Here is a 12,729-nt window from a genome sequence, read left to right as displayed (position 1 = left end):
TGTGGGGGTTCCCCATGTGAGAGTAGGTCATCGCCAGGCGCCAAATACACAAGGCTCACCCATCAGGGTGGGCCTTTTGTATTTTGGGGGTCTTGGTTTTTTGTTGTCAGCCGACGCTGCGTCAGGTAACAAAGGGCGAGCCAGTACCTTGGTCCCTGAACCACTTGGTAATGATGAACTTTGATCCTGATTCTACGGGGAGGCCTGCGTGTTCTGTATTGGGATTAGGCTGACCGTCGGTGAGGAGGTTGTTCCAGCAAATGGCTAATCCCTGCTCGGGCATGACGATTTCATCGATGGCCGTGAAGTGAGTGCCGCCGCCGGCTTCCGGTTTGTTCAGGTAAATCATGAAGGTCCAACTGCGTTGGCCACCCTCATTGACGAAGCGGGTGTGTTCAGGCGTACCGGGGGTGAAGTAATCCCGGTGCGGTCGATACTGTTCTCCCGGCTCATACCACTGTCCCTGATTGACTTCCGACCAGCTAAGACTCAGACCCAAGGTGTGGGAAATAGCTTTATTCAGCTCAGCAATATAGGGGTGATCGTGGACCGTGAGGCTGCAGGTTCGGCTGGATCGAATGGCAGACTGTTCCCGGTAACCATCGACTTGAGACGGATAGGCGTCGTCTCTGATTGTCCGTATGAGCTTGTTGCACTCTTCGGGACTCAGAAAATTTCGTACTGCGTAGAGCTGAAGCTCTGTTTCGCAAAGAGCAATGATGTTGTGTCCGTCGGTGCTGCGGACCAATTTTGGTCGCGATAGGGCTTCATGATCTGTGGCTTCATCTCCACTCTGAGCGTCCCGTCTTACCAAGGGTCGTACGCTGTTTTGGTAGGTGTTTTTCGGCACCGCTTTTTTAAATGCGTACTTGATCTCTCGGGCCGAAAACCCTTCTCTCTGAAGGCTTTCGCGGGTTTCCGCTGCGGTGGCGCCGTTCTTCAGGTGAGAGCGGGTCCACTCCACCCACTCTTCGCTGATGGCCATTGAAAATCCCTATGCGATGCTTGAGAAGAGGTTTTCGGTCAGTTTGCCTGCCCCAAAACCTCACCTCAGGAGTCTATGCATCACCTATTGAGCGGTCAAGATGATCGCTAGTTTAGGGAGTAGAGCTCTTCTCTTGAGACGCATACCAGGCTATCAGTCAGCATATCGACGGACCCATGTCCACGCAGAAATATCGTTCTATGAACGCTTATGGTTTCATACTGAAGACAGGGTGACTTAATGGCTGAGCATCCGGTGCATGCAATGCCCAATAGAAGCGCTAGCACCCCAGCTCTGTATCGAGGAAGGTTTGTCTTTGCTGTGTATGACATGAATTGACTCCAATAAGCGTAGACATCAGTTTCACTAGACTGATGTGAGAACCTATATGTGCTTATTGGTGTAAGGCAGAACTGAGCAAGTAACCCATCGAGAGCGGTTGGGCTCACTTAGTCTTCTAGTCCTTCTCCTTCGCAAGTAGCGAGCCAGCTTGGCAGATTGGCGTGACTTTTCTGTTGAACCGTTCGGATTACTCCGTCATTACACGTAAGTTCGTCGCCCGAGGCTGTCCTAAGCCTTTGTTTTTATGATTAATATTCCGATCCTTTAAAACAGCCCAGCGCTTGATTTTTTTACGCATGCGCGGGATTTGGGAGTTACTGGTCTGCTCCTGCACGCTAGTTTGACGCGCACATGGCTGTTTGCTACGCACCAAGTCAATGCGAATAGGTGACGTATCTGATGCGCTGTAGTGCATGACTCTGGCTGTCGTGCTCCCAAAGTATTGCTGCAGGACCGGTTGAAGCCGCTACCAGCAATTTGTCTTTGGGCGTAGAGCCGGATGAGCAGCAGTCGGGTATGCTCGGTTATGGGTCTTGCGAAAAGACCTACCAGACCTTGCTTTGTGCAATGACGGATACAACCTACATTTGCGGCGATAGATTTACGGCCGCGGATGTTTGTTTCGGATCGGAGGTGATGTTCGGTCTGCAGTTTAAAAGCCTCACAGAGCATCCCCTTCTCTGTAATTACCGGGGCCGACTGAGTGAGCGTGAGGCCTATCAAAGGGCTGCCGCATTGAATGATGCCGCTTTAACTGCCTAAGGACGTTTGATGGATCGCGTTGTTCGTAATCATTTGCCAGTGAAGGGAGTGGCTTATTTCTCGCTCACTTTTCCGCGGCGTAACCAGCCGGAACTGTCGGCATGCGCGTCGCGAAAGTTGGCTATTTCTTGGGGTGCGTAAGCTTTGAAATCTACCGGGAGCGTGCCCAGGTACGTAAATCCCTCAACCCCTGGATCAAAGTGTAAGGCCGAAAATCTAACTCCCGCTCTGTGCGCGTCCCCTGCCGCTCTCGCGAAGACCGGATCGTGAAGCGCGCTGGGCCGAACGAAGGCACCGTCTTTTCGTTGCACCACGAACAGTACGCTCGCTTTATCACCAGCCTCGACTTTTTTGACCAGTTCTTCGAGGTGTCCCGAGGCTCGTTTGCTCACTGAGTCCGGGAAGTAGGCGCCGCCGTCTGGATAAACCAGGTGGCAGTTTTTGATTTCTATCCAATGACGCCAATGCTTGCCTTCCAGCAGGAGATCGATTCGCGAGCGCTCACCATAGGATACTTCTCGCGACAGTTTGCTGAAGCGCTTCATACCCTGAACCAGTTTTGACCCAATGACTGCCTCCGCCAATCGGTTGGGGAGCATGGTGTTAACGCCGATTATCACGCCATCGATTTCCAATAGTTCTAGTGTGTAACGCAATTTGCGCGGGCTATCGTCGGGCACCTTGGATAGCCAGGCGCGGCTGCCAGGGCGGATCAGGCCTTCCATTCGCCCGGTGTTCACGCAGTGGGCGTCGACTTCTTCGTTCCCGATGGCCACCCGCGCAATAAAGCGATCGTAACGGGCCAGAAAGGTGCCTTCTATGAGGGAGTTTGTGTGTGGGATAAACATGCCGTGGAGGGTAACACTGACGCAGATCATGCTTTGGCGGATTTTTGATGCTGAGTAGCGATTTACCCTGCTCAGGTGGTTCTCAATAAATCAATGCACGTTAAAATCAGTACGGATTATTCAATGAGGTACGTGCATATGAAATCAGCGCAGGAGTTAGTGGCGGCAGCGAAGTCAGAGATTGCCGAGGTTCCATTGGACAATGCAGAAGATGCGGTGTTGGCCGCTGATGTCGTGATAGACGTTCGCGAAGGGAACGAGTTTCGTGACGGTCATATCGGTGGCGCGATTAATATTCCTCGAGGCTTATTGGAGTTCATCCTGTCAACGGATGAGGCGCTGCAGGACCGCTCCCGAAGCGTTGTGCTCTATTGCAAAAGTAGTGGGCGGGCCGCGCTTGCGGCAAAAACAATGCAGGAAATGGGTTATCTGCACGTAAGTTCTATTGCCGGTGGTTTTGACGCATGGAAGGAATCAGGGCGCACTGTCGCTGTTCCGCCCGAGCCTGACTTCGATTGAGATATCCAGGGATATGAATGCTAGTGCGCGCGTAGTTCAGGGAGCGCTGTTCCTAGCGTATTTCAAATACGCAGCTTTCTGCTCCGGTGGCGCAGCACTGCGTTTCGATGCAGCGAAGATTGGGGTCCACAATAGAGCTGAATAAGCGTTGAAATACGGCGCTGTGCCAGTGGCAAAGGGGTTCCGTAGAGTGTTCTCCCCTCACGACCGGATTGTCACGGAGCACAAATATCAGTGGGTCCTTGGAGCGAACACTGAAGGTCCCGGAGCCTGCAAAGGTCCAGGCGTGCTTCTTGATCACGCTGGCCAGCAGTGGTGTAGAAAGCCAGGGCGGTAAGTGCAGCATAACCTGCAGGGCGGCCGCCGGAATACGTTGCTCCATGATGTATTCGGCAGTGCGTTCGCCGGCGCGCTTGGTGAGTGCAGGCGCCAGTGTTGGGTGGCTTGCTCGAACTGCTTGATGGAGCGCCGCGGCAGGCGTCTCGGCCATCATGCCTTCGTGTTTTGGCAGTTCAGTCAATCCAGAAGACGACACAAGCCTATTGCGTTCCGCCTCTCCGAGAACATCATCCAGTAAGGGTACAAGTTTTAATACACTATTGGCGCCTATTCGTGCGAGACCGTCGTTGGGGGGCGGAATCGCCACGGGAGCGTTCATTCGGGGGAAACCTGGACGATCAATGTTGGCATTGTCTGTTCACAGCGTTAAGTCTGCCTGAGCCGACCGGCAATCTAGAACCCGATCACGCGAAGAGCTGAGTTATGGTGTCTAATTTATGTCACACTGCAAGTGTTAACTAAAACTGACATATGTCAAGGGCTGCTTAGCCCGAAAGCACCGGCAACTGAGGGAATCATGGTATGAAAGGGGAGCCATTGGCCGCAGCCATAGTGGCAGAAGAGCGTGTTTGGGTGCTATCCGCGGGCCAGTCGGTGCTCTGTTACCACCGTCCCGGCCATGGGCGCCCGCTGCTTTTGTTACACAGCATGAACGCCGCGGCGAGTGCCTACGAAGTCAAGCCGTTCTTTGACGACATGCTTCTGGAGGCTCCCCTTTACGCGCCTGACTTGCCGGGCTTTGGTCGATCTGAGCGTTCAGACCGGGTCTACAGCCCGGAGTTTTACGCGAGGGTAATCGTCGACATTGTGAGAGCCATGGAGGTAGGGCCGGTCGATGTGCTCGGGCTGTCGACAACGTCGGAGTTTGCGGCCCGAGCAGCCCTTGATGCTCCCGAGCTTTTTCACAGCCTCACGCTGGTATCACCCACGGGCTTTAGCCGTCGACGAGAGTCTTCTTCGCCAGCGGGCGCGCGCGTGCACCGAGTACTGCGCCTGCCGCTATTGGGCGCTGGTTTGTTTCGGGCCCTGCGCACAAAGCCCAGTATTCGATTTTTTCTGGATAAGGCCTTTGCTGACGGCGCACCGGATGGGATGGTCGACTACGCCTATGCCTGTGCGGCACAGCCGGGCGCCTCCTTTGCACCGTTTTATTTTGTATCGGGTCAACTTTTTGCTCCCGACGCGGTGGGAGATCTCTACGAACCCCAGCAACTGCCCGTATTGGTGCTTTATGACGAGGACCCGAATATTGGTTTTGATTATCTTGATGAGCTTGCTCAAGGGCGTGAGAACTGGCGGCTGACCAGAATCCCGGGGACTCTCGGTTTGCCGCAGTTTGAAGAGCCGCAGCTGACTCAGGCGGCGCTGGAGAATTTCTGGGAAAACATCAAATAGAGCCATTTCGCTTTCGCCAGCAACATCCATTTTGTAAATCTATCGTGTAAGCTTGGGCTTACATAGGCGTTGTCATTTCTGACGTCTTCCGTGAACCTACTGGACAGAATAACTATGGCGAGAGCCTTTCCATTTACGGCGATTGTTGGCCAGGACGAAATGAAAACCGCATTACTCGTGGCCGCGGTCGATCCCTCTATCGGTGGTGTCCTCGTGTTTGGAGACAGGGGTACGGGCAAATCCACGGCAATTCGCGCCCTCGCCGCATTGATGCCCAAAATCCCCATGGTTGAGGGTTGTTCCTTTAATTGTGACCCCGAGCTAACACCGGCTGGTTTATGTGCGCGCTGCGAATCGGGCGCCAAAAACTTGAAATCTCGCGCCTCGCCCATTCCCGTTGTGGACTTGCCCCTCGGGGCGACCGAAGACCGAGTGATTGGCGCTTTGGATCTGGAGCGTGCGCTCCACGACGGCGAGAAAGCTTTTGAGGCCGGGCTGCTGGCACGGGCGCATCGCGGGTTTCTCTATATTGATGAGGTGAACCTTCTCGAAGATCACATCGTCGACTCGTTGCTGGATGTTGCTGCCAGCGGCGAGAACGTGGTGGAGCGTGAGGGTTTGAGTGTGCGCCATCCAGCCCGATTCGTTCTCGTTGGTAGCGGCAACCCGGAAGAGGGTGAGTTGCGGCCGCAGTTGTTGGATCGGTTTGGTATGTCTGTGGAGGTTAAGACACCTCAGGACGTGGCTACGCGAGTTGAGATTGTCAGACAGCGCGATGCTTTTGAGCGCGACCCTGAGGGCTTTGTAAAGCAGCAACAGCGCAAAGAGGGTCGAGTGCGGCGCCAACTGCAAAAGGCGCGGGAGTCTCTGGACACTGTCGATGTGGCTGATGACGTACTGGAGGCGGCGGCGACGCTGTGTCTGGCGCTGGGTACTGACGGCCTTCGCGGCGAGCTCACCCTGGTAAGAACGGCGCGGGCGCAAGCGGCGCTTGCGGGTCGCGAGGTGGCAACGATGGCGGATATGCGTGCTCTGGCGCCATCTGTGCTGCGACATCGTTTGCGACGGGATCCACTGGATGAATCGGGTTCGACGGCGCGCATCGACAAGGCGCTTTCGGCACTCTTCGATTGACCATTCCGGCTACTGATGAACAGCTCGCCCGCTGGGATGATGCGGCGTTGGCTGCAGCATGTGTGGCGGTTGGGGGTCACGATATCGGTGGCATACGTCTGAAAGGGCGCCCCGGCCCGGTACGTGATTTTTGGCTGGAGCAATGCCGGGCCTTGTTGCCCGCTGACACACCCTGGCGAAAGATCCCCCTGCATTGCAGTGAGTCTCGCTTGCTGGGTGGTCTGGATTTGGCGGCCACGTTGCGAACAGGTTCTCCGGTAGCAGGACGGGGCCTACTGGTGGAGAGCAGTGGCGGCGTCGTGTTGTTGAGCATGGCTGAGCGCGCGCCGACATCTGTCGTCGCGCCGCTTGCGGCACTTCTCGATGAGCCAGTGCTGCGGCTCGAGCGCGAAGGAATTGCGGCGCAGCATGCATGTCGTCTTTCTTTGATCGCCTTGGACGAAGGCGTTGACGACGAGGCACTTTCCACGGCTCTCGTTGAGCGTCTGGCACTGCAGATCGATCTCACTCCTTTGCCTATCGGAGCGATTGATGATTTTCCCTGGACCTTCGAGGACATTCTCAGCGCGCGAGAGGGTCTCGCGCTGGTGGAGCTTGGTGACGAAGCTCTGGGCAGTATTTGTCAGGCGACGCTGGCCCTGGGGATCGACTCCCCGAGAGCAGCGCTGTTGGCGGCGCGAACTGCTCGGGTGTTAGCCGCCCTGGCAGGACAGCATAGTGTTACCGACGAACAGCTGGAGCAGGTCTTACGACTTGTGCTTCTGCCCCTGGCGACGCAACTGCCTGCAAGTGATGAGCCGGAGGCCGATACAGAGGAGTCCGTCGAAGAAGGAGAGCAGGCAACGGATTCTGAGAGTTCACCGCCGGAGGCGCCGCGTGACGATGCGTCTAAAGAAGAATCCTCTAATGACGAGCCAGAGCAGTCGCCTCAGGAGTTGGACCCCCTGGATGAGGAGCGTCTCCTCGAGGCGGCGCAGGCCCTGCTGCCGCCTGATTTGTTAGCGAAGCTGTTGAGCGGCGCGGTGCGAACGCGGCGAAACAGCGCCAGTGGAAAATCGGGTGCCCGACAGCGTGCCAAAATGCGGGGGCGTCCCATGGGCAGCCTTCCAGGCGACCCGCGTAGCGGCGCCAGGCTCGACGTTATGGCAACCTTGCGCACGGCTGCACCGTGGCAGCGCCTGCGTGGAGCCCCCACCGGTGGCGCGCGTTTGCGCGTGCAGGCCGAAGATTTTCGCATCGTGCGTTTTCGTCAAAGGTCCCAGAGCGTCACGGTGTTTGTGGTCGATGCATCGGGCTCTTCGGCGCTTTATCGTCTGGCTGAGGCCAAGGGTGCCGTGGAATTACTCTTGGCGGATTGCTACGTGCGCCGCGACGAGGTCGCGTTGATAGCCTTTCGAGGTGACAGTGCGGAACTCCTTTTGCCGCCGACACGCTCACTCGTCAGGGCGAAGCGCAGCTTGTCGGCACTGCCTGGGGGAGGGGGGACACCTCTTGCGGCAGGGATAGATGCTACCGCGGAGCTGCTTGAGATGCTGGATCGTCGCGGTGCGACACCCGCTTACGTGATGCTCACCGACGGCCGCGGTAATGTGTGTCGCGATGGCAGTACGGGACGTGAGCCAGCGCTTGCGGACGCACTGAGCGCCGCTCAAAAGCTGCGTTTAACGAGTGCCGCTGCGGGAATGGTGATTGATACTTCGCCACGTCCCCATCGGTCTGCAGCCGAGCTCGCAGAAAACCTGGGCGCTATGTATCTGCCGCTTCCCAATGCCGACGCCGAGCAGTTACAAGCTGTGGTTCGTCAGGTCGTGACTTAAAACCGTGACTGCTTATGACCTGCCCTCGGACTGGCCCGACGCGAGCTATAGCCGGTTTGTCGATGCTGCAGGCTTACGTTGGCATGTGCAGGTCCGCGGAGCGGGTCCTGATTTATTGTTATTGCACGGTACCGGCGCTTCCTCCCACTCCTGGGTGCCCATGGCTCGTTTGCTTGAACAGGATTTTCGCGTTATTGCGCCCGATCTACCGGGGCAGGGGTTTACGCAGCTGGCACCGGCAGAGCAGTGTTCTTTGGCGGGAATGTCCCAGGCCATTGGTGCTCTTATGAACGAGCTTGATGCAAACCCTGTGGTGATAGCAGGGCACTCCGCGGGGGCCGCAATAGCTGCGAGCCTGTGTCTGCGAGGCTCTCTTGATCCCGGTGCAGTCGTGAGTATCAACGGCGCAATGCTGCCCTTTGGTAGAGCCGCCGCACCCATCTTTAGCAAGGCAGCACAACTCCTTTCGGCTTCCCCGGTTTTTACACAGCTGGTCTCTTTGCATGCCGTGCCCCGCAAACCGGTTGAGCGCATGCTGCGTCAAACAGGCTCCAATACGCCCGCGGAGATGATTCGCTGCTACCGCGAGCTTTTAGGTAACTCCCGACACGTCGCCGCGACTTTGCGAATGATGGCTAATTGGGATCTTGCTCAGCTTGAAGCAAACCTTGATCGCCTGAACCCGGATTTAACCTTGTTGGTTTGCGACAACGACTCTGTGGTTGTGCCGGCGCAGGGTGAGGAATTGGCCAGGCGCGTCCCGGGGTCCGTATTGAGGCGTATAGAAGGCCTCGGTCATCTCGGACACGAAGAAAGCCCAGACTGGTTCGCTAAGCAGATTGGCGCTGTTTTTCAGGCGCTGGGTTCCTAAGGCGCAGGCTTTTGTTTGTGCAAGCCTGAAACTTGCTGCTATGCTGTAAAACAAATTAGACACTCAAAGTGTAATTTATAGTGAACAGTGTTGTGATGCCCGATTCTGCGCTACCAACGGGTGCAGCCCCCCACGCTATTGTGATTGGCAGCGGTTTTGGTGGCCTTGCTGCTGCTACACGTCTCGCGGTTCGAGGTTATCGCGTCACTGTCCTCGAAAAGCTTGATGCGCCAGGCGGTCGGGCTTATGTATTTCGTCAGGATGGGTTCACCTTTGACGCGGGTCCGACAATTATCACTGCTCCGTTTTTGCTCGAGGAGCTGTGGGCAATCTGCGGCAAAACATTCAGTGATGACGTTGATCTTCGTGCCATGAAGCCGTTTTTCCGGCTGCGCTTTGATGACGGGGATACCTTCGACTACACGGGCGACCCCGAGCAGATGCGGGCAGAAATACGTCGCATCGCGCCGGAAGATCTTGATGGCTACGAGCGTTTTCTGAAAGCCAGCGCCACAGCCTATCGCCTGGGTTACGAGCAAATGGGCGATATGCCCTTTACCAAGATTACTGACATGCTCAAAGTGATTCCCGAGATGCTGAAAATGCAGGGTCTGCGTAGCCTGCACTCTCTGGTCCGGGCACATGTCAAAAGCCCAAAACTGCAAACCGTGCTTAGTTTTCATCCGCTGCTGATTGGCGGTAACCCCTACTCTGTGACCGCTGTTTATGCGCTGATTTCACACCTTGAACAAAAGCATGGCGTGCACTCTGCGATGGGTGGGACGGGGGCTCTCGTTGATGCGATGGTCTCTCTGATGCAGTCTCAGGGTGCGGTTTTGCGCTGCAATGCTGAGGTTGATGAGATATTGGTAGAGAGCGGCGAGGCGCGGGGCGTGCGTCTTGCTTCCGGAGAGGTGCTCGACGCAGATATCGTAGTTTCTAACGCCGATGCTGCATGGACCTATCGCCATCTTGTGCGTCCTAAGCATCGCAAGCACTGGACCGATCGCAAGATTGAGCGATCCAGTTTCTCCTCGGGCTTGTTTGTATGGTATTTCGGAACGGATAAGCGCTACGAAGATGTGCCGCAGCACTCGGTCCTGTTGGGTCCAAGGTACAAGGGTTTGCTTGATGATATTTTCAAGCATCACCATCTGGCTGATGACTTTAGTTTGTACCTGCATCGACCCACCGAGTTGGATTCCAGTTTGGCGCCAGAGGGTTGCGACACCTTTTATGTTCTCGCGCCGGTGCCGCATCTTGAAAGCGGTACGGATTGGGAGGCGCATGCCGAGCCCTTCCGTTTGGCTATCCAAAAGCGCCTCGAGGAGACCGTTTTACCGGGTTTTTCGCAGCATGTGAAAACCTCGCTGTTGATGACGCCGCTGGATTTCCAGAGTCGATTGCTTGCGTTTCGGGGTTGCGCATTCAGCTTTGAGCCAAAGCTCACGCAAAGTGCGTGGTTCAGGCCCCACAACGTAAGCGAAGATGTCAAAGGTCTCTACCTGGTTGGTGCGGGAACACATCCCGGGGCAGGCATTCCCGGCGTGATCACCTCTGCAAAGGTGCTGGACCGGGTGGTCCCGCATGCAAAAACTTATGCTTGAGGCGACGTCAGGAGCGGGGTCTGTGCCGCTGCGTTCCCGGGAAGCAATTCCGGCCGATGCGCGCTCTGATACCGCGCACTGTCGAGCCATGATTCGCACTGGTTCGAAATCATTTTTTCTTGCCTCGCATCTGCTGCCTTTGGCGCTGCGAGGCGCTGTGTACGCGTTGTACGCCTTCTGCCGAGAGGCTGATGATGCCATTGATGATGGCGAAGACCCTCTGGCAGAGCTGGCGATTTTTCGGGAGCGACTTGACGCCGTCTATGGCGAAGAGCTTCCAGGTAACGTCGTGGACCGGGCGCTGGCACGCGTGGTTCGTGATCATGCGCTGCCCCGGGAGCTGCTCGAAGCATTGCTCCAGGGTTTTGCCTGGGATGTGCAGTCGCGAGCCTACAAGGATTTGGGGAGTGTCTATGGCTACGGGGTTCGCGTCGCGGGCTCCGTCGGCGTGATGATGGCTATTCTTATGGGTGTTCGCGACCCTGGTATGTTGGCACGCGCGGCTGACTTGGGCGTGGCCATGCAGCTGACCAACATTGCACGCGATGTCGGCGAAGACGCTGTGGCGGGGCGGGTATATCTGCCCATGCGCTGGCTTAGAGAGGTGGGTCTCAGTCCACAGATTCTTGTCGATAAGCCTGAGTATTCGCCGCAGCTCGGTGCTGTTGTGGCGCGCTTGCTGAGTGCGGCCGAGTGTTTGTACGCACGAGCAGATAGCGGCATCGCGGGCTTGCCTGCCCGCTGCCGACCAGGAATCTATGCGGCGAGAAAGCTATACGCCGGCATTGGTCACGAGTTACTCCGCCGCGGTGGTGATAGTGTCTCGCAGCGAACGGTGCTTCCTGTGCATCGCAAGCTCTTGCTCACGGCGAGTTCGCTGATACCGCCGCGGGTAAACCTCGCGCATCTTCATGCGGATCCCTTGCCTCAGGTGAGATATCTCATTCGTGCGGTCGATAGTCTGCCGGCGTCGGAGGCGGTGGAGCGACCTCAGTCAGGTCTTGCGGGAGATATAGACTGGGTGCTCAACGTGTTTGCAGAGCTCGAAAAGCGCGATCGCGAAGTGCATGCTCCGCCATCCAATTTCAGGTCCGGCGCGGCATCCTGAACGGCAGAAGCGTTTGTACCCAGCGCTTCTCGAAGCGTTCCATCGATAAACTTTCGTGGATGCCTGTCCCCGGCTCACCGTTGAAGCTTGTCTCTATCAGGGAGCGCGCGTAGAACGGCGTGTCCTCGAGGGTGAGTAGTTTATTTGGCAGCGTTTTGGTGCTGGGCATGCGTCTGGCGACGCGCCAGATGCCGGTAGGTGGCAGCGACGTGGATTCTTGTGTCTCTTCTGAAGCGATTGAGCCATTCTGCCCAAAGCGGAGCGACAGCCTGTGTGGATCGTGGTCCGCCTGGCGCGCTTCGTAGCGCACCGCGCAGTCACCGCTGGCTAGCCGCGCGCGCGTCCAGTCCCAGCCGGAAAAACCGTCGGCCAGCGGTTCCGTCCCCTGATTGCTGTCCATGTAACCCTCGCCCGACCAGTGAGCGCCTACAGACGGCAGGTCTACCTCAATATGAGCAATGGGGGCGATGGGGTGCCAGTGATGCCGCCCGTGCTGGTCTAGCTGAAGGCTGTGCGTCGTTAGCGCTGAGGGGGTGATCCTAATACTGCCCAGCATGCGCTGTGCAAAGGGGGTGCATCGTTCATTTACCTGTGCCAGAAAGCAGTGTCCGTCCCAATCGATTCTGCTCGGGCCGAGTTGATAGCTGTGCGTGTCGCGGTTGAGCTGAGCCCCCGTGCGCTCGGTCATGCTCCAGCGTTTTCTGCCCGACGGCCCATAAATGATCGTATTGAAGGCGCAGTGATGCTCGGCAGCCTGAGGGCCTCGGCGGCGCGCCCTAGCGTAATAGGGTGAGAATACGCTACCGACGAAAATGATCATCGTCATGGCTTGTTGGCCATCGTCACTGATCGCATCCGCATACCACCAAAGGTAGCCGTCGTCGGTGACCTCTTGAGCAAAATCAATCCCCGGAGCTCGAGAGCTATACCTTGGAGGCAGGGTGGCGTCGCCTATCTCTATCGATTCCACGGCGACGTGCTCTGAGGGGGTATCCATTGTTA

Annotated in this window: 12 protein-coding genes; 8 read left to right on the top strand and 4 right to left on the bottom strand. The window is 56.8% G+C overall.

Annotated features, from left to right (window positions below; all coding sequences use genetic code 11):
* Positions 1–121: 121 nt before the first annotated feature.
* A complete protein-coding gene (locus ACTG39_RS07975) occupies positions 122–985 on the bottom strand; it encodes a prolyl hydroxylase family protein (RefSeq protein ID WP_439107019.1) in 864 nt (287 codons plus the stop codon).
* Between the two features lie 858 nt (positions 986–1,843).
* Between ACTG39_RS07975 and ACTG39_RS07970 the strand changes: the two genes are divergently transcribed.
* On the top strand, positions 1,844–2,089 hold the full coding sequence (locus tag ACTG39_RS07970; RefSeq protein ID WP_439107021.1) for a glutathione binding-like protein: 246 nt from the start codon (positions 1,844–1,846) through the stop codon (positions 2,087–2,089).
* 53 nt (positions 2,090–2,142) lie between these two features.
* Here the strand turns inward: ACTG39_RS07970 and sfsA are convergent, their stop codons facing one another.
* A complete protein-coding gene (sfsA, locus tag ACTG39_RS07965) occupies positions 2,143–2,967 on the bottom strand; it encodes a DNA/RNA nuclease SfsA (RefSeq protein ID WP_439107018.1) in 825 nt (274 codons plus the stop codon).
* A 108-nt stretch (positions 2,968–3,075) separates the two neighbouring features.
* Here sfsA and ACTG39_RS07960 point away from each other — a divergent pair, with 108 nt between their 5' ends.
* Positions 3,076–3,456 carry a rhodanese-like domain-containing protein gene (locus ACTG39_RS07960; RefSeq protein WP_439107017.1) on the top strand — a complete coding sequence of 127 codons (381 nt, stop codon included), beginning with the start codon at positions 3,076–3,078 and terminating at the stop codon, positions 3,454–3,456.
* Positions 3,457–3,508: 52 nt separating this feature from the next.
* Here ACTG39_RS07960 and bchJ read toward each other — a convergent pair whose 3' ends face one another.
* Positions 3,509–4,114, bottom strand: coding sequence for a bacteriochlorophyll 4-vinyl reductase (gene bchJ / locus ACTG39_RS07955; protein ID WP_439107016.1), 606 nt, complete (start codon positions 4,112–4,114; stop codon positions 3,509–3,511).
* Between the two features lie 203 nt (positions 4,115–4,317).
* Here bchJ and ACTG39_RS07950 point away from each other — a divergent pair, with 203 nt between their 5' ends.
* The 6 genes from ACTG39_RS07950 to ACTG39_RS07925 all read left to right on the top strand — a co-directional run bounded on the left by ACTG39_RS07950 (position 4,318) and on the right by ACTG39_RS07925 (position 11,727).
* Positions 4,318–5,190, top strand: coding sequence for an alpha/beta fold hydrolase (locus ACTG39_RS07950; protein ID WP_439107015.1), 873 nt, complete (start codon positions 4,318–4,320; stop codon positions 5,188–5,190).
* Between the two features lie 114 nt (positions 5,191–5,304).
* Positions 5,305–6,324 (top strand): magnesium chelatase ATPase subunit I, encoded by a 1,020-nt coding sequence (gene bchI / locus ACTG39_RS07945; RefSeq protein WP_439107014.1) that lies wholly within the window; start codon positions 5,305–5,307, stop codon positions 6,322–6,324.
* Complete coding sequence (locus tag ACTG39_RS07940) at positions 6,321–8,141, top strand: magnesium chelatase subunit D (protein ID WP_439107013.1); 1,821 nt, start codon at positions 6,321–6,323, stop codon at positions 8,139–8,141. Before bchI ends, ACTG39_RS07940 begins: the two co-directional genes overlap by 4 nt.
* A gap of 4 nt (positions 8,142–8,145) precedes the next feature.
* On the top strand, positions 8,146–9,012 hold the full coding sequence (gene bchO, locus ACTG39_RS07935) for an alpha/beta fold hydrolase BchO (RefSeq protein WP_439107012.1): 867 nt from the start codon (positions 8,146–8,148) through the stop codon (positions 9,010–9,012).
* Positions 9,013–9,092: 80 nt separating this feature from the next.
* Complete coding sequence (locus tag ACTG39_RS07930; protein ID WP_439107011.1) at positions 9,093–10,619, top strand: phytoene desaturase; 1,527 nt, start codon at positions 9,093–9,095, stop codon at positions 10,617–10,619.
* On the top strand, positions 10,600–11,727 hold the full coding sequence (locus ACTG39_RS07925; RefSeq protein WP_439107010.1) for a phytoene/squalene synthase family protein: 1,128 nt from the start codon (positions 10,600–10,602) through the stop codon (positions 11,725–11,727). The genes ACTG39_RS07930 and ACTG39_RS07925 overlap by 20 nt, the downstream gene beginning before the upstream one ends.
* Here ACTG39_RS07925 and ACTG39_RS07920 read toward each other — a convergent pair.
* Positions 11,705–12,724 (bottom strand): carotenoid 1,2-hydratase, encoded by a 1,020-nt coding sequence (locus ACTG39_RS07920; protein WP_439107009.1) that lies wholly within the window; start codon positions 12,722–12,724, stop codon positions 11,705–11,707. The two genes, ACTG39_RS07925 and ACTG39_RS07920, sit on opposite strands and share 23 nt — an antisense overlap.
* Between the last annotated feature and the right edge of the window lie 5 nt (positions 12,725–12,729).

This window comes from Congregibacter sp. (assembly GCF_965662665.1).
Classification (GTDB): domain Bacteria; phylum Pseudomonadota; class Gammaproteobacteria; order Pseudomonadales; family Halieaceae; genus Congregibacter.
This window is presented reverse-complemented; position numbering and strand designations above follow the sequence as displayed.